Here is a 25,897-nt window from a genome sequence, read left to right on the forward strand (position 1 = left end):
GGAGCAACCTATGTCAGATCCACTTACTTCCTCAGCACTTGGCTCTTCAACACAGGGCCCGTTTCGGCTGGAGCGGCACGGCCCAGTGGCCGAGCTGGTGCTGTCGCGCCCAGCCCGCCACAACGCCTTTGATGCCGACCTGATGCTGGGGCTGCTCGACTGCCTCGATGATCTGGCCCATCTCCATGGTCATGATCTCGCCGAACGCCCTCACGCCCTGCTGCTACGGGCAGAGGGCAAACACTTTTGCGCGGGCGCCGATCTCAACTGGATGCGCAATCTGGCTCACGCCGATTTTGAGCACAATCGCGAAGACGCCCGGGTATTGGCGCGGCTGATGCAGACCCTCGATGAGCTCCCCTTCCCCACGGTGGCGCTGGTGCAAGGGGCCGCCTATGGCGGGGCGCTGGGGCTGATCTGTGCCTGCGATCTGGTGTTGGCCAGCGATGATGCGCGCTTCTGCCTCTCAGAGGTGAGCCTGGGCCTGGTGCCTGCGGTGATCAGCCCCTACGTGGTACGCACCATGGGGATGCGTCAGGCGCGCCGCTACATGCTCAGTGCCGAGCCGTTCGATGCCATTACCGCCTGTCGGCTCAATGTGGCACACCAACTCTGCAAACCGGATCAACTGCTGGCGGAGGGGCGAGCGCAGGCCCTTCGTCTGTGCCGCAACGGGCCGGAGGCGATGAAAGAGACCAAACGACTGCTGGCGGCCATAGAGGCCCATCCTTCCCGCCTGCACGAAGAGAAAACCGTCGAGACCATCGCCCGGGTTCGGGTGGGGCTCGAAGCCCAGGAGGGGATGCAGGCCTTCTTCGACAAACGCCCTCCCGCCTGGCGTCCCCGTTTCAAGGATGAGACATGACCCATCACACTCAGATTAAGCGCCTGCTGATCGCCAATCGCGGCGAAATCGCTGTGCGCATCATCAAAACGGCGAAACGCCTTGGCATTCACACCATCGCCCTCTACTCCGATGCCGACGCCCATGCCATGCACACCCGTCTGGCCGATGAGGCCTGGCATCTGGGGCCCGCACCGGCCAGAGAGAGCTATCTCGACACCGGCAAGGTGCTGAAGATTGCCAAAGAGGCGCGCGCCGATGCTATCCATCCCGGTTACGGCTTTCTGTCGGAAAACAGCGATTTTGCCACCGCCTGCGAACAGCGCGGCCTGCGCTTTGTCGGCCCAAGCGGCGCCGCCATTCTCGCCATGGGCGACAAATCGGGCGCCAAGGCGCTGATGCAGGCTGCCGGCGTACCTGTGCTGCCTGGCTATCACGGCACGGATCAGCGGCCGGACTTTTTGCGCGATCAGGCGAGCCAGATTGGCTTCCCGCTACTTATCAAGGCGGCCAGTGGCGGCGGTGGCAAGGGGATGCGCCGGGTCGATCAGCTGGCCGACTTTGACGAGTCGCTGGCGGCAGTCAAACGGGAAGCCAAGGCCGCCTTTGGTAACGATCTGGTGCTGCTGGAGCGCTATCTGCCCCAAGCTCGACATGTGGAAGTACAGGTCTTTGCCGATAGCCTCGGCAACGCCATCTATCTGGGGGATAGGGACTGCTCCTTGCAGCGACGCCATCAGAAGGTGATCGAAGAGGCGCCCGCCCCCGACATACCTCCGGCTCTGCGCCGCGCCATGGGGGAGGCAGCCGTGGCCGCAGCCAAGGCCATCCACTATCAGGGGGCTGGCACCATCGAGTTCCTACTCTGCAAGGATGAGTTCTTCTTTATGGAGATGAACACCCGGCTGCAGGTAGAGCATCCGGTCACCGAAGCGGTGACCGGGCAGGATCTGGTGGCCTGGCAACTGGCCGTGGCAGAAGGCAAGCCGCTGCCACTCACCCAGGAGGAAGTGGTGCTGCGCGGCCATGCGGTGGAGGCGCGCCTCTACGCCGAGGATGTGGCGGCCGGTTTTCTGCCCGCCAGCGGGCCTATCCACTGGCTCCACTGGCCAGATGGCGTGCGTATCGACACCGGCGTCACCGCTGGCGATGAGGTGAGCCCCTATTACGATCCCATGATCGCCAAGCTGATCGCCCACGGCCAGAGCCGCGCCGAGGCGTTCGCCAAACTGGCAGATGCGCTGGCGGCACTGGATCTCGGGCCGCTGGTGCACAACGGCCCGTTGCTGCTGCGCCTGTGTGAAGAGCCCGACGTCCTGGCCATGGGCCACCATACCCAGTGGCCCATTCCCACCACAGCACAGCCCATTCCTGAGCTCGCCTGGCCGCTGGCAACCCTCTGGCTGGCGAGCCGCCCTGCAGGCACCTCCCCCTGGCAGCAAGCCTGCGGATTTCGGCTGGGGCCGGTTCGCTGCTGGACAGCGGCGGTGCGCATCGGTGATGAGCACCGGGTATTGACCCTTCACGATCATGGCGGCCAGTTTGAGTGGCAAGGAGAGACCCGTTGCCACCAAAGAAGTGACGACCATATCCGACTACAACAGGGTGGCGGCTGGCAACAGATCCCCATTCAGACGGTCGCAGGCTCGGAGGCAGCCTTCATCATGACCCTGGGGGGCCAGCGCATCCGCTTCGCGGCCGATGATCGGCAGCACAGTCACCACCATGATCAGGAAAACGAGAAGGCACAAGGCGCCATCGCCCCCATGCACGGCATCGTGGTAGCCGTGCTGGTCGAGCAGGGGCAAACGGTCAGCAAGGGGCAACCCCTGCTGGTGCTGGAGGCGATGAAGATGGAGCACCAGTTGCGCGCAGAGCGGGACGGGGTAATTGAGGCGCTGCAGTGCAAGCAGGGTGAGCAGGTGAGCCAGGGGGCCATGCTGGTGCGCTTTGCCGAAGAGATTGCCACACAGGAGGATCACCCATGAACCGATCACAGGACATCCGTGACGACAGGGTCAGTCTGGTGGAGATGGGGCCGCGCGATGGCCTGCAAAATGAAGCTGCGCCCCTCTCCCTGGTACAGCGGCTGGAGTTGATCCAGCGCCTTACCGACAGCGGCCTGCAACGCATCGAGGTGGGTGCCTTTGTCTCTGCCAAAAAAGTGCCGCAGATGGCGGACTCCGCAGCGCTGTTCGAGGCACTGCCGCGCAAGGGCTCAACCCGTTACGGCGCCCTGGTGCCCAATCTGCAAGGCTTGCAGGCAGCCATTGCCGCCCGCGCCGATGAGATTGGCCTCTTCACCGCCTGCTCCGACGGTTTTACCCGGGCCAATATCGGCATCAGCGTGGAGGAGTCGCTGGTGCGCTTCGCCCCGCTGGTGCAGGAGGCTCGCCGCCTCGGCATCAAGGTGCGTGGCTACCTCTCCACCGTCATCGCCTGTCCGTTCGATGGCCCGACCCGCCCGAAACGGGTCGCTGCCATGGCCGAGCAACTGCTGGATCTCGGTTGCCACGAAATTTCGCTGGGGGACACCATAGGCGTTGGCACCCCGGGCACGGTGGCCCCCATGCTGGATGCGGTGCTGCACGAGATCCCGGCGGGGCGACTCGCGGTCCATTTTCACGACACCTACGGCCAGGGGTTGGCCAACCTGCTACCCGCGCTGGAGCGCGGCATTCGCACCATCGACTGCTCGGTGGCGGGACTTGGCGGCTGCCCCTATGCGCCGGGCGCCTCCGGCAATGTGGCGTCAGAAGAGGTGGTCTACCTGCTACACGGCCTTGGCATGACGACGGGGGTGGATCTCGACAAACTGGCGGCCACCGGCCAGTGGGTGAGCGAGCAGCTCGCTCGCCCCAACGGCTCGCGGGTCGGTCAGGCCTTGCACGCCAATGCCGAACGGCTGCGTGCCCGCCTCTGTCAGCCACACGCCCAGCAACAGGAGTCATGACCATGTCCCGTTCCCTGCCCGGCAAGGAGATCACCTACAGCATCTCGGAGCTGGCCCACGAATTCGATGTCACGCCGCGCACCATCCGCTACTACGAGGATGAGGGGCTGCTCACCCCGCTGCGGGAGGGGCAAACCCGCATCTACAGCCACCGGGACAAGATCCGGCTCAAATTGACCCTGCGCGGCAAACGGCTGGGGTTTAGCCTGGCCGAGATCCGCGAGCTGTTCGATATGTACGACACCGACAAATCGAGCAAAACCCAGCTCCACTCCATGATCCAGCTGATCGATGAAAAGCGCGACGCACTGCGCCAACAACTGGAGGATATCCAGATGGTGATGGCCGAGCTGGAAGCCGCCGAACAGCGCTGTGTTAATTCCCTTAACAGCTTGAAAACTGGCGCAGATTAACCGAATCTGGGAGCAAGCTATTGCCCTGGGGATCCCATGAGATATTGGTGCTGGTTTTTGCTCTTGTTCAGCCTCTCTGGCTGGAGCCATCCCCTCATCAAGGTTGGCGGATACCCCTATGCCCCCTTTGTGGTCAAACTCTCCGATTCCCGCTATGAAGGGCTGACGCTGGACCTCATCGCCAAGCTAAACGAGATCCAGCAAGAGGTAAGATTCGTGTTTGTTCCCACCTCGGCCGCCAACCGTTACAAGGCGCTCGATCTGGGCCGTTTCTCGCTGATGCTGTTTGAAGACAGCAAGTGGGGCTGGGACACAGATAAATTCAAGATGACAGCCCCCTTTCTCGGTGGTGGTGAGGTCTATGTGGCCCTGAACAAAACGGGCCGGGATCAGCGCTTTTTCGATGACCCCTCTCGGCATCATCTTATCGGGGTGACCGGCTACCACTACGGCGTCGGCCAGTTCAATGCTGATCCCCTCTACCTGCAGCGCAAGCTCAATATCACCCTGGTCAAGGACAACGCCAGTGCCCTGCAAGCCCTGCTCAAAGGACGTGGTGAGGTAGCCATTCTCAACGTCTCCTACCTTAACCAGTATCTGCTGGCCCATCCCGGTACTGCCGAGCGACTTCTTGTCTCTGACAAATGGGACCAACAGTATCAGCACCGCGCCATTCTTCACCCTGAGGCCTCCATTACCCCTGCCCAGCTGGAACAGTGGTTGGCTGCGCTGCAACAAAAGGGGGAACTGGATCGCCTTTGGACAAAGTACGGCGTACAACAGCACGCAACCCCATGATTACTATCCAGCTTTTCTGTACCATGGCGGGAACCAAATGGGAGTGCACCAAATGAACACCACCGAGCCCGCGTCCCCCAAGCTCCGCTTGCTGCGCTACCTTGCCTACGCTTTCCTGCTGCTTCTTATCCTGATCACCCTGCTGCTGTGGCAAACCCCCCGTCTGATCCAGCGCTATCTGCCCGGCTGGCTGGCCGAGCACTACGGCCTGCAGCTGACGCTGGGGGAAATTGACGTAGGTCTGCGCAACCCTTCTATCTCCCTCGGCGCGACTGCCCTGCTCGATGCCAAGCAGCAGACCATCATCGGTTTTGAACAGCTCTTTATCACCCCAAACCTGCAAGCCAGCTGGCAGCAGAAAGGGATCGTGCTTTCCACCGTCACCCTGACCAAACCCGCGGTGCTGCTGCAACGGCTGACAGATAAAAAAGGAGATGTTCGACTCAATCTGACCGATGCGCTGGCGACCCTGCTCGCCCCTTCGCCCTCCCCCGAGCCCGAAACAGCCAGAGCCCCGCTGCTGGTCGACATTGCAAGTGTCAATGTCACTGACGGGCATGTGCGCTATCAGGATCAGCGCAAGGAGAGCGAACCCGGCTGGTTGCCGCTCCTCAATCTGGAGAAAGTGACCCTCAAGCTCGATAACCTGCGCACCGAGGCAAATCACCCGACCGCCTATCAGCTGAACGCAGCCATCAACGGCAAAAGCAGCCTCGCCGCTCACGGCAAGCTCGATGTGATGAGCGGCATGGGTCAGGGCAAGGTGAGCCTCAAGCAGGTCGAGCTGAAACCCTTCGCCCCGCTCTGGGCACCCTATCTCAAGCTGGATCTGGCCAAGGGCCACGCCAATGCAGAGGTGGAGTACCAGCTTAAAGAGGGCAAGCAAGGAGTGCTGTGGCAATTGTCCAAAGGCAAGCTGACGCTAGACAACTGGCAGCTTAAAAAACACAAGGGCGACGAATTTGCCCGCTTCGGCCAGTTGGCCCTTAGCGAGCTGGCGGTCGATGGCCAGAAACAGTCGCTCCAGATCGGCAAGGTCACTCTGCAACAACCCCTGCTCAAGGCAACCCTCAACCCACAGCAGGAGCTGGATCTGGCTGACTTGCTGATTGAACAGGCCCCCGCCAAGCCCGTCAAAGGGGCCCACACCGCAAACGAGGTGGCCAACAATGCGGCACCCAAGTCGGCACAGCAAGCAAAGGGAGCCGGTAACAGCAAGAAACACGGGGCAGACAAACCCTGGCAGTGGCAGATCAAGCAGATCCTTATCGACAAGGGCGATCTCACCCTCACCGAATCGAGCAGCGGCAAACCGCAGGCACGCCAGCTATCCGGCCTCAAGCTGGCGCTGGGGCCACTGGGCAGCAAGGGGGAGCAACCGAGCAAACTGACTCTGGCCACCCAGTTCAACCAGAGCAGCACCCTCGCCTTTGATGGCCAACTGACCCTGACTCCTTTCACCTTAAGCGGCGACATCAACCAGCAGGGGCTGCCCCTGACGCTGGCACAGCCCTATCTGGCCGATCTGGTACGCATCAAGGTGCAAAACGGGCTGCTGAGCAGCAACACCCGCCTTGATCTCGCCACCACCGCCCAGGGAGATCTGAGCAAGCTGACCCTGCAGGGGGGGCTCGATATCAACGGGCTCAAAGTAGTCGATCGGGCAGACAATCAGCGGCTGCTGGAGTTCAACGCCCTGGCTCTCACCGGTCTGACGTACGACGGCATCAGCCAGCAGATGCGGATCAAGGACATTGCTCTGAACAAGCCCTTCGCCCGCATCGAGATCAACGAAGATGGCACCACCAACATGCAACAGCTGCTGCTGCCGCAATCGGCGGCAGCAAAAAGTAGTGAAGCAAAGGCAGGCAGCAAGGCTCCCGACTTTCGTTTCACCATCGACCAGCTGCGCACCGAGCAGGGCAACCTGCGCTTTGCCGATCGCAGTCTGAGTCAGGATTTTGTGGCCGATATCGCCTCGCTGGGCGGCCAGAGTCGCCATATCAGCAATATTCCGGGGCAACGCTCCGATCTCGCCTTCAACGGCAAGGTGGATCGCTATGCGCCAGTGACCATTCGCGGCGGTACCAACCTGCTGGTCGCCAACCCGATCCTCGACATCGCGGTCGCTTTCCACAATCTGGAGCTCACCACCTTCACCCCCTACTCGGGCACCTATGCCGGTTATGCCATCGACAAAGGACAGCTCTCCATGAAGCTGCACTACAAGCTGGAGGGCAACCGACTGGAAGGGGATAACGACATCACCATCAAGAAGCTGCAACTGGGCGAGAAGATCAAGAGCGATCAGGCCAAGGATCTGCCGCTGGGGCTGGCCATCGCCCTGCTAAGCGATGCCAACGGGGTGATACAGATGAACCTCAAGGTGAAGGGGGATCTCGATCAACCGGACTTCAGCATCGGCAATATCTTCTGGGATGTACTGGGCAACACCCTGAGCAAGGCGATCACCTCCCCCTTCTCCCTGCTCGCCTCGCTGGCCGATGGTACCGAAGATCTCGACGAACTTCCCTTCCTGCCGGGGGATCCCGATCTCACCCCCACCCAGCAGGAGAAACTGGTCAAGCTGGCGCAGGCCCTCAAGGATAGACCCAAGCTCAGCATGAACATTCGCGGCAAGGTCAACTTCAACGAGGAGCGCCCCATCCTGCAACGGCAAAAGCTGGAACGGGTACTGGCCAAGCTCACCGGCAATCAGGCGGATCTCGACCTGCTGGAACAGGACTCAGCCCTGCAAGAGGCGCTGGCCCGGGCCTATGAAGAGCGCTTTGGCGAAGATCTGGATGACCTGGCCGATCGCCTCCATCTGGATGAAGAGAGCGCGGCACTGCGGGCCCAGGCGGTGATCCTGCTGCGGGATCAGCAGCTCATCACCGCCAAATCCCTGCGCAATCTCGCCATGCGCCGGGCGCAAAATACCAAGGAGTTTCTGGTCGACAGCCAGGGGATCGCCCCGGAGCGGCTGTTCGTGCTCGACAGCCAGGTCAAGGAAGAGGACAAGGAAGCCAAAGTGATCCTGACACTGGATCAGTAAGGCCGCCGCACTGCGCAAATGCGTAATAAAAATACAACTCCTCAACTATTTTGACACCTTTTGCTCACCAAACAGCCTGTCCTGGTGAGCATTTGGCCTCTGATGCAAATAATCACGTAGTTTTTTTACGATTTATCCCCCTTGCCCCCTTGCGGGCACGCCACAGCCTGCCTAAAATCGCGCGTCTTTTGTTAACCCCCACCTCTATTTTTGGAGAACGCCACGTGAGCGAAAAATTGGCCAACCCTGCCCCTCTGGGTCTGATGGGTTTCGGTATGACCACCATCCTGCTGAACATCCATAACGCAGGTTTCTTCCCCATCAGCGCCATGATCCTGGCCATGGGCCTGTGCTACGGCGGCATCGCCCAGATCATTGCTGGCATCATGGAGTACAAGCGTGGCAACACCTTCGGTGTGACCGCGTTCACCTCCTACGGCCTGTTCTGGCTGAGCCTGGTGTTCCTGCTGATCATGCCGACCATGGGTCTGGCCGAAGCGACTCCACACGCCTACATGGGTTGGTATCTGCTGATGTGGGGCATGTTCACCCTGTTCATGCTGGTTGGCACCATCAACTACCCGCGCGCCAAGCAGTTCGTGTTCGCCTCCCTGACCGTGCTGTTCTTCTTGCTGGCCGCCCGTGACTTCACCGGCAGCACCCTGATCGGCACCATCGCCGGTTTCGAAGGCATCATCTGTGGCGCCAGCGCCATCTACCTGGCCATGGCCACCGTGATCAACGAGCAGTTCGGCCGCACCGTGATGCCGATCGGCGATCACAAGAAAGCCGCCGCAGTACAGCTGAAAGCCGCTGCCTGATAGGCAAGCCACTCAGATTGTGAAAAAGGCACCCTCGGGTGCCTTTTTGCTATCTCGAATAACCGTTCAACAGATCGATTATCAGTCAAGTGACTCGACGTCGACGTCCACCTCCCCCGCCAGCAAGCGGGTCGCGGGGAAACGCAGTGCGGGATCCTGGCTAAAGAACTGGCTCAGTTGCCGGTATACCGCGGGATAGACCTGCTGCAGCCGCAGCGGATCGGTAAAGAAACACTCGCAGCAGACGGCGAAAAACTCCGCGGGATGTTCAGCAGCATAGGGATCGATGGCGGTCACTTCGTCCCGGTCGAGCTGCTGGCACAACTCGTCGAAGGCGGTCTGAAAGGCCTGCTGCCAGAGCTGACTGCTCATCTGCCCCGGCAACGGCGGCGCACCGTCCGCCTCACCGCCCAGCATGTCGAGCTTGTGAGCCAGCTCGTGGATCACCAGATTAAAGCCGTCCCAGTCACCATCCTGCTGCAGTTCGCTCCAGGCCAGCACCAGCGGCCCTTGCGGCCAGGATTCACCGGCGTTCTCCTCTTCAAACTCGCTCACCAGCCCGAACTCATCCTGTACTTCCTGGCGCCGGGTGACGGGCTCGGGAATGATGATGATTTCGTGAAAGCCGCGATACCAGTCAAGGCCGAGGTGCAGAATAGGCAACGCCGCCTGCAGCGCCAGCACCGCCTGTTGACGGCTGCTGAGCTCGACCCCGATCAGGGTCAGGGTCTTGCGCTTGAGCAGCTGTTGCCCCAAGCCGATAAGCATTGTCTGCTCGGTGTCGCTGAGCCCTTGCAAGATGGGCACAGCCGCCAGCGCCTGACGCCACAGCGCCAACTCATCCTCACTCATGGGCGTTTGCGGGCGACCACCCAGCCATTTGAACCATCCCAGCACGCCTACTCCTTCTTTTGATGCAAAAAACAGATTACAACAGTTTGACGAACCGTTTCGGCCGCTCCTGATAATCCTGCGCCAGATAGAAACGGTGGGCCGCCTCGCGCTTGAGGCTACTGGATAGCTCCAGCTGGGCGCAACCTGCGGCCCGCGCTATCGCTTCGGCGCCCTTGAGCAGGGCTGCGCCCACTCCCGCCCCTCTTGCCCCTTCATCGACAACCAGCGCCGAGATCAGGCCCCAAGCTGGTGCAACATGCAGCGGTGCCAGTTTGTGCCACACCAGCACACCGACCACTCTGTCGGCCAGGGAGGCGAGCAGCACAACGCTCGCGGGATCCGGCGCCAACAGGCGCGCCGTCACGTCAGCGCCTTCGGCAGGATACCCCAATTGGCTGAACAGGTGGGCGATGGCGCTCCCGTCGTCGGCCTCAGGGGGACGGATCGTCAACGTCTCAGGATCATTTTTCATTGTTGGCCTCATGTTTGCTTTCCATTGTGTTACGCCCGTCACATTGTCTGGCGCAGATCAACAAGGAGGATCTCATCTTTACTCATAGAAAACGCTGCCTGCCATTATCCCCCCACCCTTGTCAATTCACAAATTTGCAACAAGACAACATTTTTAGCTGGGAAGAATGGATGCAACTCGATATGTTACCTCCCATGCATGGCGCGGGTTTGCGCCCTGCCAAACCACTCGGAGCCACCCTCGTTTGCTTACCTCAGACTGTTAACAAATGAGCCCCTAACTGTGACAGAGAGCGAGGCCAAGATCTCGCCAAGACAGCGCCACAAACACAACAAAGGAGTTGTTGTACATGAATGAAATCGTCAATGCCATCAATGGTGTAATCTGGAGCCCTGCGCTCATCTACCTGTGTCTGGGGGTCGGTCTTTACTTCTCCCTGCGCACCCGTTTTTTGCAACTGCGTCATATGAAAGAGATGGTGCGCCTGATGTTTGATGGCAAGAGCACCGATGCCGGTGTCTCCTCCTTCCAGGCGCTGGCCATGACCCTGGCAGGTCGCGTGGGTACCGGTAACATCGCCGGTGTGGCCACCGCCATCACCTTCGGTGGCCCGGGCGCCCTGTTCTGGATGTGGATGGTTGCCTTCCTCGGCGCCAGCTCCGCCTTCGTGGAGTCCACTCTGGGTCAAGTTTACAAAGAGAAGATCAACGGTGAATACCGCGGCGGCCCGGCCTTCTATATCGAGAAAGGGCTTGGCATGAAGTGGTACGCCTGGACCTTCGCCATCGCTACCGTCTTCGCCTGCGGCGTGCTGCTGCCGGGCGTGCAGGCCAACTCCATCGGCTCCAGCCTGCAGACCGCCTTTAATATTGATCCGAACGTCACCGCCGCCGGTCTGGCGCTGCTGCTCGGCTTTATTATCTTCGGCGGCGTCAAGCGTATCGCCAGCTTTGCCAGTACCGTAGTACCCTTTATGGCGCTGGGCTACATCATCGTGGCTTGCGTCATCATCGCCCTCAATATCGGCCAGCTGCCGGGCGTGATCCTGCTGATCTGGAAGAGCGCCTTCGGTCTGGATGCCGGTTTCGGTGCCATTCTGGGTCTGGCCATCATGTGGGGGGTAAAACGCGGGGTCTACTCCAACGAAGCCGGTCAGGGTACCGGGCCGCACGCCTCCTCTGCGGCGGCAGTGAGTCACCCGGCCAAGCAGGGTTTGGTTCAGGCGTTCTCCGTCTATATCGACACCCTGTTCGTCTGCTCCGCCACCGGCTTTATGCTGCTGATCACCGGGCTCTATAACGTACAAGGGCCGGACGGCGCTGCTATCTACACAGGTATTGCCGGTATCGCAGCAGGCCCGGGCTATGTGCAGACCGCCATGGAGAGCATGATGCCGGGCTTTGGCAGCATTTTCGTGGCCATCGCGTTGTTCTTCTTCGCGTTCACCACCATCGTTGCCTACTACTACATCGCCGAAACCAACATCGCCTACATCAACCGCAAGATTAATCGCCCCTGGCTCACCTTCTTGCTGAAGATTGCGCTGATGGCTGCCACCGTCTACGGCACCGTCAAGACTGCGGATCTGGCGTGGGGCATGGGTGATATCGGGGTTGGCCTGATGGCCTGGCTCAACATCATCGCCATTCTGCTGCTGCAAAAGACCGCCTTCACCTGTCTGAAGGATTATGAAGCGCAGCAGGCACAAGGGATTGACCCCGTATTCCACCCGGAGAAGCTCGGCATCAAGAACGCCGATTACTGGGTGGGCAAACGCTCTGAAGAGAACCTGGAGCTGGAGAGATCGGGCCATCAGTTCGAGCCGGATCAGGAGCGCAAGACCTCCTGAACCAGAACGACATAAGACATCAATAAAAAATGGCAGCCTCGGCTGCCATTTTTTATTTAATTTCAACAGGTTATATTAAAACAAAGGAGTTAAGTGCCACACAATGGGACATTTTTGGACGTGAAAAGACACCAAAATTGGCAAAATGTGGACACTTTTTTCTGCCCGTTCCCGGGGGAAATCACGCTGGTTGAAGATGGTTTTCCAACGGGTTAAAGCGGACTGCGTCATTGAGATAATCCGGTGCAAAGTGGGCGTATGTCATCGTCTGATGAAATATCAAGTGGCCGCCCTCAAGAAGCATGCCGAACTGGTTGGCCCGCCCAAGCCCGTGCTGCAAGACCCGCGCTTTGAGGCTGCCCGCTTTGCCGCAGATAACGGCATCTTTCGCTGCTACCTGCACGCCATGGGCGGTGCACTGGCCACCCGTGCCGAACACCCCATCAAGCTGGCCCACCTCATCGAGGAGCAGGCCAACAGCTATGGCGAAGACATCAAACGCCTGATGGGCATTACCTCCGCTCGCCTGGGCATCAAGACCCGCCTGCAAGGGTGGGAAATTGTGCCTGCCGGTACCCATGAAGCCAGGAAAGCCGCCGAAGCTGCAGCGAGGAGGGGTGGGTTTAAGACGGGCGACAGCCCGGCACCTTGGAGCTCTGACAATAACTGTACGCGGCCAGATCCTGGTGCCTTCGCAGACCAGATCATGAGGGAACAATGGGGGTTATCGCCCTTCTCTATCGAGCGTTTGCAGGCTGGCGCAAGTATCAGCTCGGACGGTTTCACCCTTTGGCTAGAGAACGGACAGCTGCAGTCGTGCCGATCGTTACCAAGCGAACCAGATTGGCTGCCAGAAGGCCTGCAGCCTAACGAACAGAGTCTGCCGGATGAGTATGCGGTACCGGAAGACAATCCGGACTGGCCGATGCTGGTAGAGCTGTGCAGCGAGGTCTACCAGGCACAAGGCCACGACGGGACACATCGCTGGATCGAGATGCTGCCACAGCCCTATCAGTCGGAGATCTGGCGCGTGCTGGAGTGGCTAGATGCACCAAAGTGGATGCAGGTACAGGACCGACTATAACGAGGAGTAGGCATGAAGCTGAAGGAAAAGGGAAGGTGCGAATATGTATCTCATGAATAAAAATGAAAACTTTAGTCATTTAATATCAATGGGTTACATGTCATCATTTTCGTGTTATGTGACTTGTTCGCACCTTCCCTATGTCTTCATAGGGACTTAAATTTTATTATACTGCCTTGTCACTCTCAAATTGCATGACTTTAATGAGCCTCTCTCAAATGGTCTAAGTATGGACTACATAATTGAATGAACGTAGACCTCCAATCTCCTGGCAACTCATTAAAGTTATCTGGCCAATTCTCTTGAATGTGCTGGTAAGCCTTATATGGCTTTTCATAGGATGGAGCATCGTAACCTAATAAATCCTCAATACACTCTTCAATCATTATTCTTCGTGCTTCACCTGTTTGCGCAAGTATTGGGGCATTCATAGCTTCAGCACGAGCGGTTCCGTTATCACGATCATGCATAATTATATAATTGACATCCAAAGCATTTAGATATTTAGCAATAGACACCAATACCGCTTTTCCTCTTGCTCTAAGAAATTCACAATTACCAACAACCTTTGCTTTATCTTCCGCTGATAATCTCTTGATTGTCTCTCTTACTACAACCTCTTCTGTATCACCTTCAACAAAAATACTCTTCTTGGTAAAAAACATTCTCGATATATAATCATCCACTTTCAATAACATTTTTAGATTTTGTTTTTCATCTGCTTGAAGTGATACGAAAGCATTTTCAAGATTGAATGAATTTGAAATAGAAAAATTTGTTTCTGAAACACTAAACTTAGTAAGACTCACACTTTTCTCAGAACCAAGATTAAGCATGTAAGGTGAATGTGTTGTTGCTACTATTTGACAACTCTGTCCAGCAAGCTCATATAGAGCATCACGCATTTGATTTGCCGCTGCCGGATGAAGATATATTTCTGGCTCCTCGAAACAAAAAATTGTGGAGCGAGGTGTATCAGTTTCCCTATTTATAAACTCTTGTACATATCTCAGTAACTGAAAAGCAGTGGCACGAATCATACCATGCCCTTGGTAATTCACTGCTGTTTTAACATTGCTTTCCATTTCCACATTAAATTGAGGTTTGATTGACTTTTCAGGAACATCAAGTGTCGCATTTACATGAACTGCTGAATCTGGAAATAAATTACCAACCATCCCATTCAATTCATTCATCAACCGACCAAAATCAGTCCTAGCATCATTTGGGTCAAGTTCCGCAGCAAGATTTTTAAGAAACGCCTGAGCTTGTAAATAATTTGGTGAATCTCGACGAACTTTTTCAAAAAGCTCACTAAGCAATGTCAACAATGCACCACCTGAACCAGTTAGCTCTGAGATACAGGATTCCGCTGGTATAACTACAACTCTTGGTAACTTTGATAATACATTACCCGGAATTCCACCTGGGTTCTCTACCCAAGTTGGCTCTTGATCAACCCGAATATCCCAACACTCTGGCAAATCATCGAATCTCGATTTTGTAGCAGCAATTGTTAAGCCTTTTTCAAAATTCGCCTCTCCGAAATGCTATTTAAGAAATGCCTCACTATAATCATCCCCAACAAGGTCAGACACTCTATTGCATTGTGAATAGCGAGCACTTCTTGTTCTTGGATATTCTTTCATATATATCTTTGGCTTCGATTGATTCAAATGCCACACTTTCTTATAGATAATAGAATGCCCACTTTCACCATCTAGTCTCTCTTGTGAAGTAATTACACGCCCTTTAAATCCTAACCAACTACGGGATTCCGCAGGTAAATTATGATATTCTGCTACAACCTCAACTTCATCCTCATATGTATAGGCTCCATCTGTATTACTATACTCTTTGGAAAAATCCTCTCGATCTAAGCTAGAATTTTTGTGTAAATGCTGAAGTGCAGCAAAGACACTTGATTTACCTGCATTGTTAGGACCAATTAAAAATGTAGTATCCCTGAATTTAATGCGGCAATCTTTTAATTTTCTGAAATTTTTTATATGTAATTCATGCAGTCTCATATCGCCACCATTTTGTTAATAAAAAATCTACCAGGCTATCAATTAAATATCTTCAGGCTCTCGGCTAGCAGCGTACAGCTTTTTGAGGGAACAACCGTCAGATAGACCTCAGGTACTTTTGGTACAGTCGAGGTCATATGGAAATGGTATCAAATGCAGACCATCTTAGTGAGTTGAAAGTTATTAGCTGGATTCTTTTTGATTAATTTTTTGATGAAGATCAGTATTCTTGAGGTGATGAAGATGAAACTTTGTGACCATCTGAATGGGGGCTGTATAAGGTTGTAATAATTCGAGATATAAAACACAACCAAGGGCGCTACTGCGCCCCCAGACCTTTGAGTACCAACTGCCGCCCTTCTGGCGTGAGTGACCCCATCAAGCTAAGCACCAGCTGGTTGGTAGTCTTGGCCGAGGGGCTTAAGGTGTGGGCGAACGACAAGGTAGCCACCCAGCTGTGGCCACACTCGGCATCGGTGCACTGACAGTAGAGATCCGAGACATCATCGCTCAGTCGGTTGGTCTTGGTAATGCGGCCCCGCTGGCCACACACTTTGCAATAAACCCGCATTACGCCCCCTTTTCTATCCAAATCAACAGCCTATCTTGCCACAGCAAACACTGTTTGTTTATACAGTTGAACCGATATTCTCCCGAAAATCGACCCGCAGGGAGACGGGAGTCCCGCGCTGTTGATGGCATCCTGGATAAGCTCGCACAGCGGCAGCACCTCGTTGCGGGCATAGGTCGCATCGTACTTCTCGGGATCCCCGAGCCCTCCCCCGCCATTGGTCGGAATGATACCAGCCAGCGCCGCCGGAAAGCGGTGGCTGGTCAATACGTCCTGAGCGGTGATCCCCTTGATGGCCGCGAACTCGTCCTTGGTGGCGATATCCCCCACCGGGATCAGCTTGATGCCATCGGGCTTGCCGTCCGGGATGTTGACGAACATGGAACGGAAATTCCCCACCCCCTTGCTGCTCGCAATCATCTCCTTCATCTCCTCCTCGGTGTCATCGTCCATGTTCGGGTCGGTGGCGTAGAAGATGAAGCCCATGTGGGCGCCGTTGAGGAAGTATTTGCGCCGAAACAGGGTGGCATCCTGGTTGAGCAGCGCCGACTGCAGGCCACCCAGGTAATCGGGCATACCGTAGATCGCTCGTGCAGCTCGCAGTCAGAGCGGATTGCGGAGCGGCCCGAAGGGCAGCCGCCAGCGAAACAGGCTGTTAAGGGTGGCCCGCCACTGATTGGGTCGCCCCAGGATCTGCTTTTGCAGCCGGGTCTCCTCTTTGAGCATCGCCTCGTCACTACGAGCCCAGGCCTGGCTGTAGAGCTGCTTGATCCCCGCCAGTGCATCCGGTGACTTGGTGATAAGGGTGCGGGCAAACTCCCGCGCCTCCACCAGCGGATCGGCGCAGACCCGGCTTACCAGCCCGAGGGATTTGGCCTCGACGGCATCCAGCTCGCGCCCGCTCATGGCCAGCTCCATGGCGGTATCCAGCCCCATCAGGTTGCGCATGGTGACGCTGCCACTCATATCGGGGATGATGCCCCACTTGATCTCCATCACCGAGAAGCGGCAATCGGGGGTGCTGAAGCGAAAATCGGCGCCGAGCGCAATCTGCAAGCCACCGCCAAAACAGACCCCCTGGGTCACCGCAATCACCGGCACCGGCAGCTGGTGCCAACCATAGGCAACCCGCTGGGCCAGATTGGTCGCCTCGTCCGCTTCGCGCTTGAGGATATCGAGCGCCGCCACCGGCTGTCTCAGCATGGATTTCACATCCAGCCCGGCACAGAAGGCCCGCCCCTCGCCATGCAGGATCACCGCCCGCAGCCCCTTGTGCCGGGCGAGCTGCGTCAGCGTCTCGTCGATGGTGCTGAACATGGCGCGGTCCAGCGCATTCAGTTTATCCCCCCGCGTCAGCATCACTTCGGCAATCCCGTCGTGGATCTCGCATTTGATCCTTGGTTTTTCCATCTCCCTTGTCCTCTCCTTGATCCCTGAAACTGACTCACTGGTCATACCACTACGTTATCAGAGTGTGAACAGGCGGTACAGCTGAGACTAAAGTCGGCTGGTCGCCTCCCCCTCCCTTTGTCACACTGGGAGCTGCATGAGTGCCGCAAGCCAGCAGAGGACGCTGTCATGTCAACCCTGTTCAATTTTGCCAGACCACCGTTCGACCGACTGGATGAGGAGGCGCGCGAGCGGCTCTCTCGTCACCTCTCGCTCTGCTATTTTCGGGCCGGGGATCTGCTGCTAAAAGAGGGGGACGAGCCTCCCGGCCTCTATCTCATCATCAAGGGGGCGGTGGAAGAGTCTGCCCCTCACCACCAGTTTGGTGATTACGGGGTCGATGATCTGTTCGATGTGCGCGCCCAGTTTGATGGCCGCTGCCGCCACCGCTTCACCGCGCTGGAAGATAGCCTTTGTCAGCTCATTCCTCGCCACACCTTTCTGGCGCTCTGTGAGCAGGATCCGCAGTTTGCCAGCTACTTCACCGCCAATCTGGCCGAGCGCCAGCGCCAGCAGGAGCAACGCGAACAACTGGGTCAGAAGAATCTGGCTGAATTTATCCTGACCCGCATCGAACCGGGCCACCTGCAGGCACCGCTTATCGTCGATAGCAAGCTGTCACTGCTCGCGGCGACCGAAGCCATGGTGAGCAAGGGGACTGATTGTCTGCTCTACCCGGCCCACGACGGCTCCCTCACGCTGGCAACCCGCAAGACCCTGCTCCACGCCCTGACCCTCAAGGGATTGCCGCTGACGGCCCCGCTCTCGGTGCTGACCCCCACGCCCCTGATTGGTCTGCCGCTGGAGAGCTATCTGTTTGATGCCCTGCTGCTGATGACCCGCCATCGCATCAAGCGACTGGTGGTGTGGCGTGGCAACGAGGTGGCGGGGATCCTGCAACTGACCCAGGTGCTGGGGCTCTTCTCTACCCACTCCCACGTGCTGACCCTGCGCATTGCCCGCGCCGACAGCCTGCCGGCGCTGGAGGCGGTCGCCCGCGAGCAGCAGCAATTGACCCGCTCGCTGTTTGCCCAGGGGATCCACACCGCCTTTTTGATGAAACTGATCGCCACCATCAACGAACAGCTGATCGCCAAAGCCTTTGCGCTGGTGATCCCCCCCGAGGTGCAGGATAAGGTCTGCCTGCTGATGCTGGGCTCGGAGGGGCGCGGCGAGCAGATCCTCAAAACCGATCAGGACAACGCCCTGATCCTGCCGGAAGCGCTGGCATGGCCCACCCAGGCAGCCGATCTGGCCGAATTCAGCGCCCTGCTGGAGCGACTCGGCTACCCCCTCTGCCCCGGGCAGGTGATGGTGAACAATCCGGCCTGGGTAAAAACAGGCGATGAGTGGCAAAGCGCCATTGCCAGCGCCTGCACCACGGCCAGTGAGGAGGAGCTGCTCTGGCTCGCCACCCTTGCTGACGCCCACCCCATCGCGGGAGATCGTCAGCTCCATCTGCCGGTTGCCAGAGCGCTGCGCGAGCAGTTGGCGGACAGGCGGGATCTGCTGGCAGAGATGGTGCGACCGGCGGTGGCCTTTCATGCCCCCCTCACTCTGTTTGGCAGGCTGGAGCAGCCACCGGAAGGGCTGGATCTGAAACGGGGCGGCCTGTTCCCGCTGGTGCACGGCATCCGCATGCTGGCCCTTGAGGCAGGCATTCTGGAGACTTCAACCCTGGGGCGTATCGACGCACTGGTGGCCGCCGATCGGCTCAGTGCCGACTATGGCAGCAATCTGGCAGAGGCGTTTCGGCTCTTTATCCGGCTGAGGCTGCGCAGCCAGCTCAAGGGGGGCAATAGTCGGGTGCAGACAAGCGAGCTGAGCCACAGCGAGCGGGATCTGTTGCGTCAGGCGCTGCATCAGGTGAAGAAATTCCAGCAGTGGCTCACCTTGCACTTTCGTCTGAGACAATAGTCATGTTGAGCCGCGCTCGACGCTACTGGTATGGCCGCACGTTCCGAACGGGCGAGTTCGCGCCGCTCTTTGCCACCCCACCGAAAGATGAACAGGTCGCCCTCGATTTCGAGACCACCAGTCTCGATCCCGAGCAGGCGGAGATCGTCTCCATCGGGGCGGTGCGCATTCAGGGTAACCGGCTGCTGACCGGCGAGGCCCTCGCCATCAAAATACAGCCACCGGCCAGCCTGACCAGCCAATCTGTGGTGATCCACGGTCTGCGCCATCAGGATCTGCAACAGGGGATGGAGCTGGAAGCCGCGCTGCGCCTGCTGCTTCACTTTATCGGCCCCCGTGAACTGGTGGGCTATCACATAGCCTACGATCTGCGTATTCTCAATCTCGCCTGCCAGAAATTGTGGGGATTGACCCTGCCCCAGCGAGGGATCGAGGTGAGCCAGCTCTATCACGACCACCTCTATCGCCGCTATCCCGATGCGGCTATTGACCTCCATTTGAGTGCCATCTGCAGCCACCTTGAACTCCCATCCCTGCCCGCCCACGATGCCCTTGCCGATGCCACCACGGCCGCGCTCATCTACCTGCGCCTGACCTGCGGCTCGCCGCTCACTTATCCCAAAGTCTAATTGTCGAGAAATAACATTTAATTCACATTTTGCTTACATGAGCAGATTACCTGCTCGTCGGGGTTACCCCATCCACCGCTGACACTCATGTCATGGAGAACTGCAATGGAACAGCAAAGCTATCTGAGGATCCAGCAAGATCCCAACTTCCAGGAGCTGGTCGCCAAGCGCCAGCGTTTTGCCTGGGCCCTCTCGGCTCTGATGCTGGGACTCTACCTGGCGTTTATTCTGCTCATCGCCTTTGCCCCCGGTTGGCTCGGCACCCCCTTGAGCGAAGGGTCGACCATTACTCGCGGCATTCCTGTCGGGGTAGGATTGATCCTCTCCTCCTTCGTGTTGACCGGCGTCTATGTGTTTCGGGCCAACGGCGAGTTTGATGAACTGAACCAGAAGATCCTCAAAGGGGTGCAATCATGAAAGGCAAGTTGCTGCTGTTGACCTCACTGGCCTCCTCTCCCCTGCTGGCGGCCGATGCAATCTCTGGCGCCGTGGAGCGTCAGCCCCTTAATGTCGCCGCTATCGTGATGTTTCTGGTGTTTGTGGCCGCTACCCTGTTCATCACCTACTGGGCCTCCAAGCGCAACCGCTCGGCTTCCGACTACTATGCCGCCGGTGGCCGTATCACCGGCTTCCAGAACGGTCTGGCCATCGCCGGTGACTATATGTCCGCCGCCTCCTTCCTCGGGATCTCCGCGCTGGTCTACACCTCCGGCTATGACGGCCTCATCTACTCCATCGGCTTTCTGGTGGGCTGGCCCATCATTCTGTTCCTGATCGCCGAACGGCTGCGCAATCTCGGCAAATACACCTTCGCCGATGTCGCCTCCTATCGTCTGAAGCAGACTGAAGTGCGTACCCTCTCCGCCTGCGGCTCGCTGGTGGTGGTCGCCCTCTACCTGATCGCCCAGATGGTCGGTGCCGGCAAACTGATCGAGCTGCTGTTTGGCCTGCAATACCATGTGGCCGTGGTGCTGGTCGGTATCCTGATGGTGCTCTACGTGCTGTTTGGCGGCATGCTGGCTACCACCTGGGTGCAGATCATCAAGGCAGTGATGCTGCTCTCCGGTGCCAGCTTCATGGCCATCATGGTGATGAAGTCAGTCAACTTCGACATCGGCGCCCTGTTTAGCGAAGCGGTCAAAGTGCACGAGAAAGGCTCCGCCATCATGAGCCCGGGCGGGCTGGTCTCCGACCCCATCTCCGCCATCTCGCTCGGTCTGGCATTGATGTTCGGTACCGCCGGCCTGCCCCACATCCTGATGCGCTTCTTCACCGTAAGTGACGCCAAAGAGGCGCGTAAATCGGTGTTCTACGCCACAGGCTTTATCGGTTACTTCTACATTCTCACCTTCATCATCGGTTTTGGCGCCATCTTGCTGGTGAGCACCAACCCGGCCTTCAAGGATGCCACCGGCGCCCTGCTGGGCGGCACCAACATGGCAGCCGTCCACCTGGCTGATGCAGTGGGTGGAAGTCTGTTCCTTGGCTTCATCTCTGCCGTGGCATTTGCCACCATTCTGGCGGTAGTCGCCGGATTGACCCTGGCCGGTGCCTCTGCGGTCTCCCATGACCTCTATGCCAGCGTGTTGAAGAAGGGCAAGGCCAACGAGACCGATGAACTGCGCGTCTCCAAGATGACGACTCTGGTGCTGGGTGTGGTTGCCATTGGTCTGGGGATCCTGTTCGAGAAGCAGAACATCGCCTTCATGGTCGGTCTGGCCTTCTCCATCGCCGCCAGCTGCAACTTCCCGGTGCTGTTCCTCTCCATGTTCTGGTCACGCCTGACCACCCGTGGCGCCGTCTACGGTGGCTGGCTGGGACTGGCGAGCGCAGTGACCCTGATGATCCTGGGTCCGACCGTGTGGGTGAAAGTGCTGGGCCATGCCCAGGCCATCTTCCCCTACGAATACCCTGCCCTCTTCTCCATGGGGTTGGCCTTCATCGGGATCTGGTTCTTCTCCATCACCGACAGTTCCCAGAACGCCGCCGACGAGCATGCCAAGTTCCTGCCGCAGTTCGTTCGCTCCCAAACCGGGCTGGGGGCCTCTGGCGCAACTTCCCACTAACAGATCAAGTTCATCCTTCCAAGCCGGCTTCAAGCCGGCTTTTTTTATTGCCCATCAATCGGCTGCACGCCCCGCTTGCCCCGATCAAGATCACACTTCTCGCTAAAACTTTCGGGGGATCTGTGCCATAATGCGCGCCATTTGACAGACCAATCGGGACACATACCTTGTTAAGCAGCAACAACATCACCATGCAGTTCGGCGCCAAGCCGCTGTTTGAGAACATCAACGTCAAGTTTGGCGGCGGCAACCGCTATGGCCTTATCGGCGCCAACGGCTGTGGCAAGTCCACCTTTATGAAGATCCTCGGTGGTGATCTGGAGCCCACTGGCGGTAATGTGAGCCTGGACGTCAACGAGCGCATCGGTAAGCTGCGTCAGGATCAGTTCGCCTACGAAGATATGCGCGTACTGGACGTGGTCATGATGGGTCACACCGAGCTGTGGGCGGCTATCGCCGAGCGCGATGCCATCTACGCCAACCTCGAAGCCACCGACGAAGACTATATGAAGGCCGCCGAGCTGGAAGGTCTGGTTGCCGAGTATGACGGCTACACCGCCGAAGCGCGCGCAGGCGAGCTGCTGCTGGGTGTCGGCATTCCCCTTGAGCAGCACAACGGCCCAATGAGCGAAGTGGCCCCAGGCTGGAAACTGCGGGTGCTGCTGGCACAGGCCCTCTTCTCCAACCCTGACATCCTGCTGCTGGACGAACCGACCAACAACCTGGATATCAACACCATTCGCTGGCTGGAGCAGGTGCTCAACGAACGTGAAAGCACCATGATCATCATCTCTCACGACCGTCACTTCCTGAACTCCGTCTGTACCCACATGGCGGATCTGGACTACGGCGAGCTGCGCGTCTACCCGGGCAACTACGACGACTACATGCTGGCCGCCACCCAGGCGCGCGAGCGTCTGCTGGCCGACAACGCCAAGAAGAAGGCCCAGATCGCCGATCTGCAATCCTTCGTCTCCCGTTTCAGCGCCAACGCCTCCAAGTCCCGTCAGGCGACCTCCCGTCTCAAGCAGATCGACAAGATCAAGATTGAGGACGTCAAGGTCTCCAGCCGCCAGAACCCCTTCATCCGCTTCGAGCAGGACAAAAAGCTCTATCGCAACATCCTGGAAGTGGAAGGTGTATCCAAGGGTTATGGCGACGGTCCCCTGTTCAAGGGCCTCAACATGATGATGGAAGTGGGCGAGAAGGTCGCCATTCTGGGTACCAACGGTATCGGTAAATCCACTCTGATCAAGACCCTTGTCGGCGCACTGGCACCGGATACCGGCACCATCAAGTGGTCCGAGAACGCCCAGATCGGTTACTACGCTCAGGATCACGCCGAAGACTTCGACACTGATCTCAACGTGTTCGACTGGATGGCCCAGTGGAAACAGGAGAACGAAGACGAGCAGGCTGTACGCTCCATACTGGGCCGTCTGCTCTTCTCTCAGGACGACATCAAGAAGCCGGTCAAGGTGCTCTCCGGTGGTGAGCAGGGTCGCATGCTGTTCGGCAAGCTGATGATGCAGCGCCCCAATATCCTGATCATGGATGAGCCGACCAACCACCTGGACATGGAATCCATCGAATCCTTGAACATGGCACTGGAGCTCTACCAGGGGACCCTGATCTTCGTCTCCCACGACCGCGAGTTCGTCTCCTCCCTGGCGACCCGTATCCTGGAACTGACTGAAGATGGTATCCGCGACTTTGGCGGCACCTACGAGGATTACCTGCGCACCCAGGGCGTGGTATAACCCCGCTCCTGCACAAGTTCGCAATGAAAGACCGGCACTCAGGTGCCGGTTTTTTTATATCCCGTATTTGGACGACTGATATGGCGTATAACTGTGGTGTGACTGCACGCCACAGAGCAGATAGCAGATAGCAGATAGCAGATAGCAGATAGCAGATAGCAGATAGCAGATAGCAGATAGCAGATAGCAGAGCTTGAGTATCCCCCCTCTTTTGCCCACAGATAAAAAAACGGCTCCATCAAGGAGCCGTTTTCAATGGATTGCGCAGTGCCGATTACTCGACGGTCGCTTCCACACTGGTGAAGTACTCGATCTTGGCCGCTTTGCGCAGCTCGTCGATCAGAGACTTATAATCCACCTGGGCTTTGCCCTGACCCAGCTGAGCTTGCAGCATGGCGGCCATGCCGGATGCGGCGGCAGGGACGTTGACCTTGTCCAGCGCAACCACAACGCGGTCACCATTGGTCTCGGCAACCAGAGCCACGCTCGGCTTGCCGTCGATCGGATGGGGCAGCGTGAACGCCTGGGCAATCAGGTTCTGATCCAGCTCACGATCGAAGCGGGCAACCCCTTTGTGGGTCTCCACTTTCAGACCGAGTGCAGTCAGATCGGCTGTGATGCTCTCACCGACTTTCAGCTTGTCCAGCAGGCCCTGGGCCTTGCCACGGGCCACTTCGCTGGCCTTGTCATGCTTGATGGCGGCAATCACCTGCTCTTTCACCTCGGCCAGCGGCTTGACCGCTTTGGGCTTGTGACCAGTGATGTGCAGCACCAGCGCCTTGCCGTCAGCCAGCTCGATCACGTCGGAGTTGGTGTTGTCATCGCGCAGCTGCTCGGAGAATGCCACGGAGAGCACCTTGGGATCGTTCAGTGGAGCCGGAGCAGTGGCCTGGGTGAAGAAATCGGAAGATTGGACCTTCATCCCCATGGCATCAGCGGTCAGATCCAGCGAGTCCGGGTTTTCGAAGCTGTTGTCAGCCATCTTCTGCTGCTCAGCGAAGAACTTCTCCTTGGCCTTGTCAGCTTGCAGACGAGTGATGGTCTCTTCTTTCACATCGGCAAACGGCTTGGTCTGGGCTGCTTCAACCCCCAGCAGCTTGATGATGTGGAAACCGAACGGGCTCTTCACCACGCCGGAGAGATCGCCAGCCTTGTCCAGGGCGAACGCGGCTTTCTCGAAGGCCGGATCCATCACCCCTTTCTCGAACCAGTCCAGCTCGCCGCCTTTTTTGGCAGAGAAGGTATCGGAAGAGTCAGCCTTGGCCAGCGCAGCGAAATCATCACCCCCCTTGGCTTTGGCCAGCACGGCTTCTGCTTTCTGCTCGGCCGCTTTCTCATCCTTGCCAAACGGGATCAGGATGTGAGCCACGTGGCGACGCTCGGCACGCTGGAACAGATCCTGGTGCTGATCGTAGTAATCCTGGGCATCCTGCTCGGTGACCTTGATATCCTTGGCGAGGTTGGCAGCGTCCAGCAGCAGATAGTCGACCTTGACCTGCTCGTCGTTCATGAAACGGGCGCCATTGGTCTTGTAGTACTGCTCCAGCTCGTTGTCGGAGACCTGAACGTCAGCCATGTAGTTGGCAGCAGCCAGACGCACCAGACGCAGATCGCGAGTCTGGTTGTAGAGCTTGTCGAGCTGCTCCGCTTCACCCTTGAGGGAGAATTCGGTGCCCAGCAGGGCGCTCATCAACTGTTGACGCACCATGTCCTGACGCAGGGAGTCACGGAACATTTCGGGAGTCATGCCGGCACGACGGATCAGCTGCAGATAGCGGTCATTGTTGAACTTGCCGTTCTCGGCAAACTCCGGCATGGCCACGATGGCTTGCTTGATCTGTTCGTCACTGATACGCAGACCCAGTTCACGGGCCTTGCTGTCCAGCAGCGCCTGATCGATCAGCCGATCCAGCACGCCGCGGCGGAACTGTTTCATGTAATCGGGGTTCGCGGCCAGCTGGCTGAATGCCTCTCCCATCTGGGATTCCATGCGGGCGCGCTCGTTACGGTAGGCATTTTCCAGTGCGGTTGCACTGATCTCGGTGCCATTGACGGTGGCGGGGGCGGTACGGGCCGGGCCGTTCAGGTAACTACCTACACCAGCCAAGGCAAAGGAGAGGATGATCAGGCCCAAGATAACCTTGGCTACCTTGCCCTGCGCCCCTTCGCGTAGTTTATCCAACATCATGTTTGTACTTATGCTCCCGAACTCAATGGGCGTAAACAATAAAAAGGCGCACCGATTGCGATGCGCCTTGGTCAATCAGTATGAGAGAAGACTCTCTAACTTGT

The 25,897-nt window shown here is 57.9% G+C and carries 20 protein-coding genes and 2 pseudogenes; 14 read left to right on the forward strand and 8 right to left on the reverse strand.

What is annotated here, in order from left to right:
• The first annotated feature begins 10 nt into the window (after positions 1–10).
• The 7 genes from G5168_RS01370 (at position 11) to G5168_RS01400 (ending at position 8,884) form a co-directional block, all read left to right on the forward strand.
• Positions 11–865, forward strand: coding sequence for an enoyl-CoA hydratase-related protein (locus G5168_RS01370; protein WP_421251742.1), 855 nt, complete (start codon positions 11–13; stop codon positions 863–865).
• Entirely contained in the window at positions 862–2,832 is a 1,971-nt protein-coding gene (locus G5168_RS01375; RefSeq protein WP_421251743.1) for a biotin carboxylase N-terminal domain-containing protein, read from the forward strand. The genes G5168_RS01370 and G5168_RS01375 overlap by 4 nt, the downstream gene beginning before the upstream one ends.
• Positions 2,829–3,797, forward strand: a complete 969-nt coding sequence (locus tag G5168_RS01380) for a hydroxymethylglutaryl-CoA lyase (RefSeq protein WP_421251744.1) — start codon at positions 2,829–2,831, stop codon at positions 3,795–3,797. The genes G5168_RS01375 and G5168_RS01380 overlap by 4 nt, the downstream gene beginning before the upstream one ends.
• A gap of 2 nt (positions 3,798–3,799) precedes the next feature.
• Entirely contained in the window at positions 3,800–4,210 is a 411-nt protein-coding gene (locus tag G5168_RS01385) for a MerR family transcriptional regulator (protein ID WP_047436889.1), read from the forward strand.
• A gap of 36 nt (positions 4,211–4,246) precedes the next feature.
• A complete protein-coding gene (locus tag G5168_RS01390; RefSeq protein WP_421251745.1) occupies positions 4,247–5,008 on the forward strand; it encodes a substrate-binding periplasmic protein in 762 nt (253 codons plus the stop codon).
• Between the two features lie 52 nt (positions 5,009–5,060).
• The gene (locus tag G5168_RS01395; RefSeq protein ID WP_421251746.1) at positions 5,061–8,063 is read left to right on the forward strand and encodes a DUF748 domain-containing protein; all 3,003 of its coding nucleotides are present in this window, start codon (positions 5,061–5,063) and stop codon (positions 8,061–8,063) included.
• A 224-nt stretch (positions 8,064–8,287) separates the two neighbouring features.
• On the forward strand, positions 8,288–8,884 hold the full coding sequence (locus G5168_RS01400) for an acetate uptake transporter (protein ID WP_005336948.1): 597 nt from the start codon (positions 8,288–8,290) through the stop codon (positions 8,882–8,884).
• Positions 8,885–8,965: 81 nt separating this feature from the next.
• On the opposite strand, the gene G5168_RS01405 is transcribed toward G5168_RS01400, so the two are convergent.
• Both G5168_RS01405 and G5168_RS01410 read right to left on the reverse strand, forming a co-directional pair.
• Positions 8,966–9,736, reverse strand: coding sequence for a zinc-dependent peptidase (locus tag G5168_RS01405; protein WP_421251794.1), 771 nt, complete (start codon positions 9,734–9,736; stop codon positions 8,966–8,968).
• A 76-nt stretch (positions 9,737–9,812) separates the two neighbouring features.
• Positions 9,813–10,250 carry a GNAT family N-acetyltransferase gene (locus G5168_RS01410; RefSeq protein ID WP_204483368.1) on the reverse strand — a complete coding sequence of 146 codons (438 nt, stop codon included), beginning with the start codon at positions 10,248–10,250 and terminating at the stop codon, positions 9,813–9,815.
• A 349-nt stretch (positions 10,251–10,599) separates the two neighbouring features.
• On the opposite strand from G5168_RS01410, the gene G5168_RS01415 reads away from it, so the two are divergent.
• Both G5168_RS01415 and G5168_RS01420 read left to right on the forward strand, forming a co-directional pair.
• Positions 10,600–12,099, forward strand: a complete 1,500-nt coding sequence (locus tag G5168_RS01415) for an alanine/glycine:cation symporter family protein (protein ID WP_421251747.1) — start codon at positions 10,600–10,602, stop codon at positions 12,097–12,099.
• A gap of 250 nt (positions 12,100–12,349) precedes the next feature.
• Positions 12,350–13,193 (forward strand): annotated as a pseudogene (locus tag G5168_RS01420) (replication endonuclease); the annotation flags it as partial.
• A gap of 190 nt (positions 13,194–13,383) precedes the next feature.
• Here the strand turns inward: G5168_RS01420 and G5168_RS01425 are convergent.
• From G5168_RS01425 to G5168_RS01445, 5 genes and pseudogenes are all read right to left on the reverse strand, one after another.
• Positions 13,384–14,667, reverse strand: coding sequence for an ATP-dependent nuclease (locus tag G5168_RS01425; protein WP_421251748.1), 1,284 nt, complete (start codon positions 14,665–14,667; stop codon positions 13,384–13,386).
• A 66-nt stretch (positions 14,668–14,733) separates the two neighbouring features.
• Entirely contained in the window at positions 14,734–15,213 is a 480-nt protein-coding gene (locus G5168_RS01430) for an AAA family ATPase (RefSeq protein ID WP_421251749.1), read from the reverse strand.
• A gap of 319 nt (positions 15,214–15,532) precedes the next feature.
• Entirely contained in the window at positions 15,533–15,784 is a 252-nt protein-coding gene (locus G5168_RS01435; RefSeq protein ID WP_042067783.1) for an ogr/Delta-like zinc finger family protein, read from the reverse strand.
• A gap of 58 nt (positions 15,785–15,842) precedes the next feature.
• Positions 15,843–16,369: pseudogene (locus G5168_RS01440) on the reverse strand (phage portal protein); the annotation flags it as partial.
• Between the two features lie 18 nt (positions 16,370–16,387).
• Positions 16,388–17,194 (reverse strand): crotonase/enoyl-CoA hydratase family protein, encoded by an 807-nt coding sequence (locus G5168_RS01445; protein ID WP_421251750.1) that lies wholly within the window; start codon positions 17,192–17,194, stop codon positions 16,388–16,390.
• 168 nt (positions 17,195–17,362) lie between these two features.
• On the opposite strand from G5168_RS01445, the gene G5168_RS01450 reads away from it, so the two are divergent.
• The 5 genes from G5168_RS01450 (at position 17,363) to G5168_RS01470 (ending at position 23,605) form a co-directional block, all read left to right on the forward strand.
• Positions 17,363–19,150 carry a putative nucleotidyltransferase substrate binding domain-containing protein gene (locus G5168_RS01450; RefSeq protein ID WP_421251751.1) on the forward strand — a complete coding sequence of 596 codons (1,788 nt, stop codon included), beginning with the start codon at positions 17,363–17,365 and terminating at the stop codon, positions 19,148–19,150.
• Positions 19,151–19,152: 2 nt separating this feature from the next.
• Positions 19,153–19,779 carry a 3'-5' exonuclease gene (locus G5168_RS01455; RefSeq protein ID WP_421251752.1) on the forward strand — a complete coding sequence of 209 codons (627 nt, stop codon included), beginning with the start codon at positions 19,153–19,155 and terminating at the stop codon, positions 19,777–19,779.
• 105 nt (positions 19,780–19,884) lie between these two features.
• On the forward strand, positions 19,885–20,196 hold the full coding sequence (locus G5168_RS01460; protein WP_040068110.1) for a DUF485 domain-containing protein: 312 nt from the start codon (positions 19,885–19,887) through the stop codon (positions 20,194–20,196).
• Positions 20,193–21,845: a cation acetate symporter gene (locus tag G5168_RS01465; protein WP_040068108.1), complete on the forward strand. Its 1,653-nt coding sequence runs from the start codon at positions 20,193–20,195 to the stop codon at positions 21,843–21,845. The genes G5168_RS01460 and G5168_RS01465 overlap by 4 nt, the downstream gene beginning before the upstream one ends.
• 167 nt (positions 21,846–22,012) lie before the next feature.
• Positions 22,013–23,605 (forward strand): ABC-F family ATPase, encoded by a 1,593-nt coding sequence (locus G5168_RS01470; protein WP_040068106.1) that lies wholly within the window; start codon positions 22,013–22,015, stop codon positions 23,603–23,605.
• Positions 23,606–23,879: 274 nt separating this feature from the next.
• On the opposite strand, the gene ppiD is transcribed toward G5168_RS01470, so the two are convergent.
• Complete coding sequence (gene ppiD, locus G5168_RS01475; RefSeq protein WP_421251753.1) at positions 23,880–25,793, reverse strand: peptidylprolyl isomerase; 1,914 nt, start codon at positions 25,791–25,793, stop codon at positions 23,880–23,882.
• Positions 25,794–25,897: the final 104 nt, after the last annotated feature.

The organism is Aeromonas sp. 600724 (genome assembly GCF_049175135.1).
Classification (GTDB): Bacteria; Pseudomonadota; Gammaproteobacteria; order Enterobacterales; family Aeromonadaceae; genus Aeromonas; species Aeromonas veronii_A.

Coding starts and splice junctions, on each gene's coding strand:
- G5168_RS01395 (WP_421251746.1), top strand. CDS start 5,061: ATGAACACCACCGAGCCCGCGTCCCCCAAGCTCCGCTTGCTGCGCTAC.
- G5168_RS01405 (WP_421251794.1), bottom strand. CDS start 9,736: ATGAGTGAGGATGAGTTGGCGCTGTGGCGTCAGGCGCTGGCGGCTGTG.
- ppiD (WP_421251753.1), bottom strand. CDS start 25,793: ATGATGTTGGATAAACTACGCGAAGGGGCGCAGGGCAAGGTAGCCAAG.
- G5168_RS01385 (WP_047436889.1), top strand. CDS start 3,800: ATGTCCCGTTCCCTGCCCGGCAAGGAGATCACCTACAGCATCTCGGAG.
- G5168_RS01455 (WP_421251752.1), top strand. CDS start 19,153: ATGTTGAGCCGCGCTCGACGCTACTGGTATGGCCGCACGTTCCGAACG.
- G5168_RS01375 (WP_421251743.1), top strand. CDS start 862: ATGACCCATCACACTCAGATTAAGCGCCTGCTGATCGCCAATCGCGGC.
- G5168_RS01445 (WP_421251750.1), bottom strand. CDS start 17,194: ATGGAAAAACCAAGGATCAAATGCGAGATCCACGACGGGATTGCCGAA.
- G5168_RS01415 (WP_421251747.1), top strand. CDS start 10,600: ATGAATGAAATCGTCAATGCCATCAATGGTGTAATCTGGAGCCCTGCG.
- G5168_RS01450 (WP_421251751.1), top strand. CDS start 17,363: ATGTCAACCCTGTTCAATTTTGCCAGACCACCGTTCGACCGACTGGAT.
- G5168_RS01435 (WP_042067783.1), bottom strand. CDS start 15,784: ATGCGGGTTTATTGCAAAGTGTGTGGCCAGCGGGGCCGCATTACCAAG.
- G5168_RS01465 (WP_040068108.1), top strand. CDS start 20,193: ATGAAAGGCAAGTTGCTGCTGTTGACCTCACTGGCCTCCTCTCCCCTG.
- G5168_RS01430 (WP_421251749.1), bottom strand. CDS start 15,213: ATGAGACTGCATGAATTACATATAAAAAATTTCAGAAAATTAAAAGAT.
- G5168_RS01370 (WP_421251742.1), top strand. CDS start 11: ATGTCAGATCCACTTACTTCCTCAGCACTTGGCTCTTCAACACAGGGC.
- G5168_RS01390 (WP_421251745.1), top strand. CDS start 4,247: ATGAGATATTGGTGCTGGTTTTTGCTCTTGTTCAGCCTCTCTGGCTGG.
- G5168_RS01410 (WP_204483368.1), bottom strand. CDS start 10,250: ATGAAAAATGATCCTGAGACGTTGACGATCCGTCCCCCTGAGGCCGAC.
- G5168_RS01460 (WP_040068110.1), top strand. CDS start 19,885: ATGGAACAGCAAAGCTATCTGAGGATCCAGCAAGATCCCAACTTCCAG.
- G5168_RS01380 (WP_421251744.1), top strand. CDS start 2,829: ATGAACCGATCACAGGACATCCGTGACGACAGGGTCAGTCTGGTGGAG.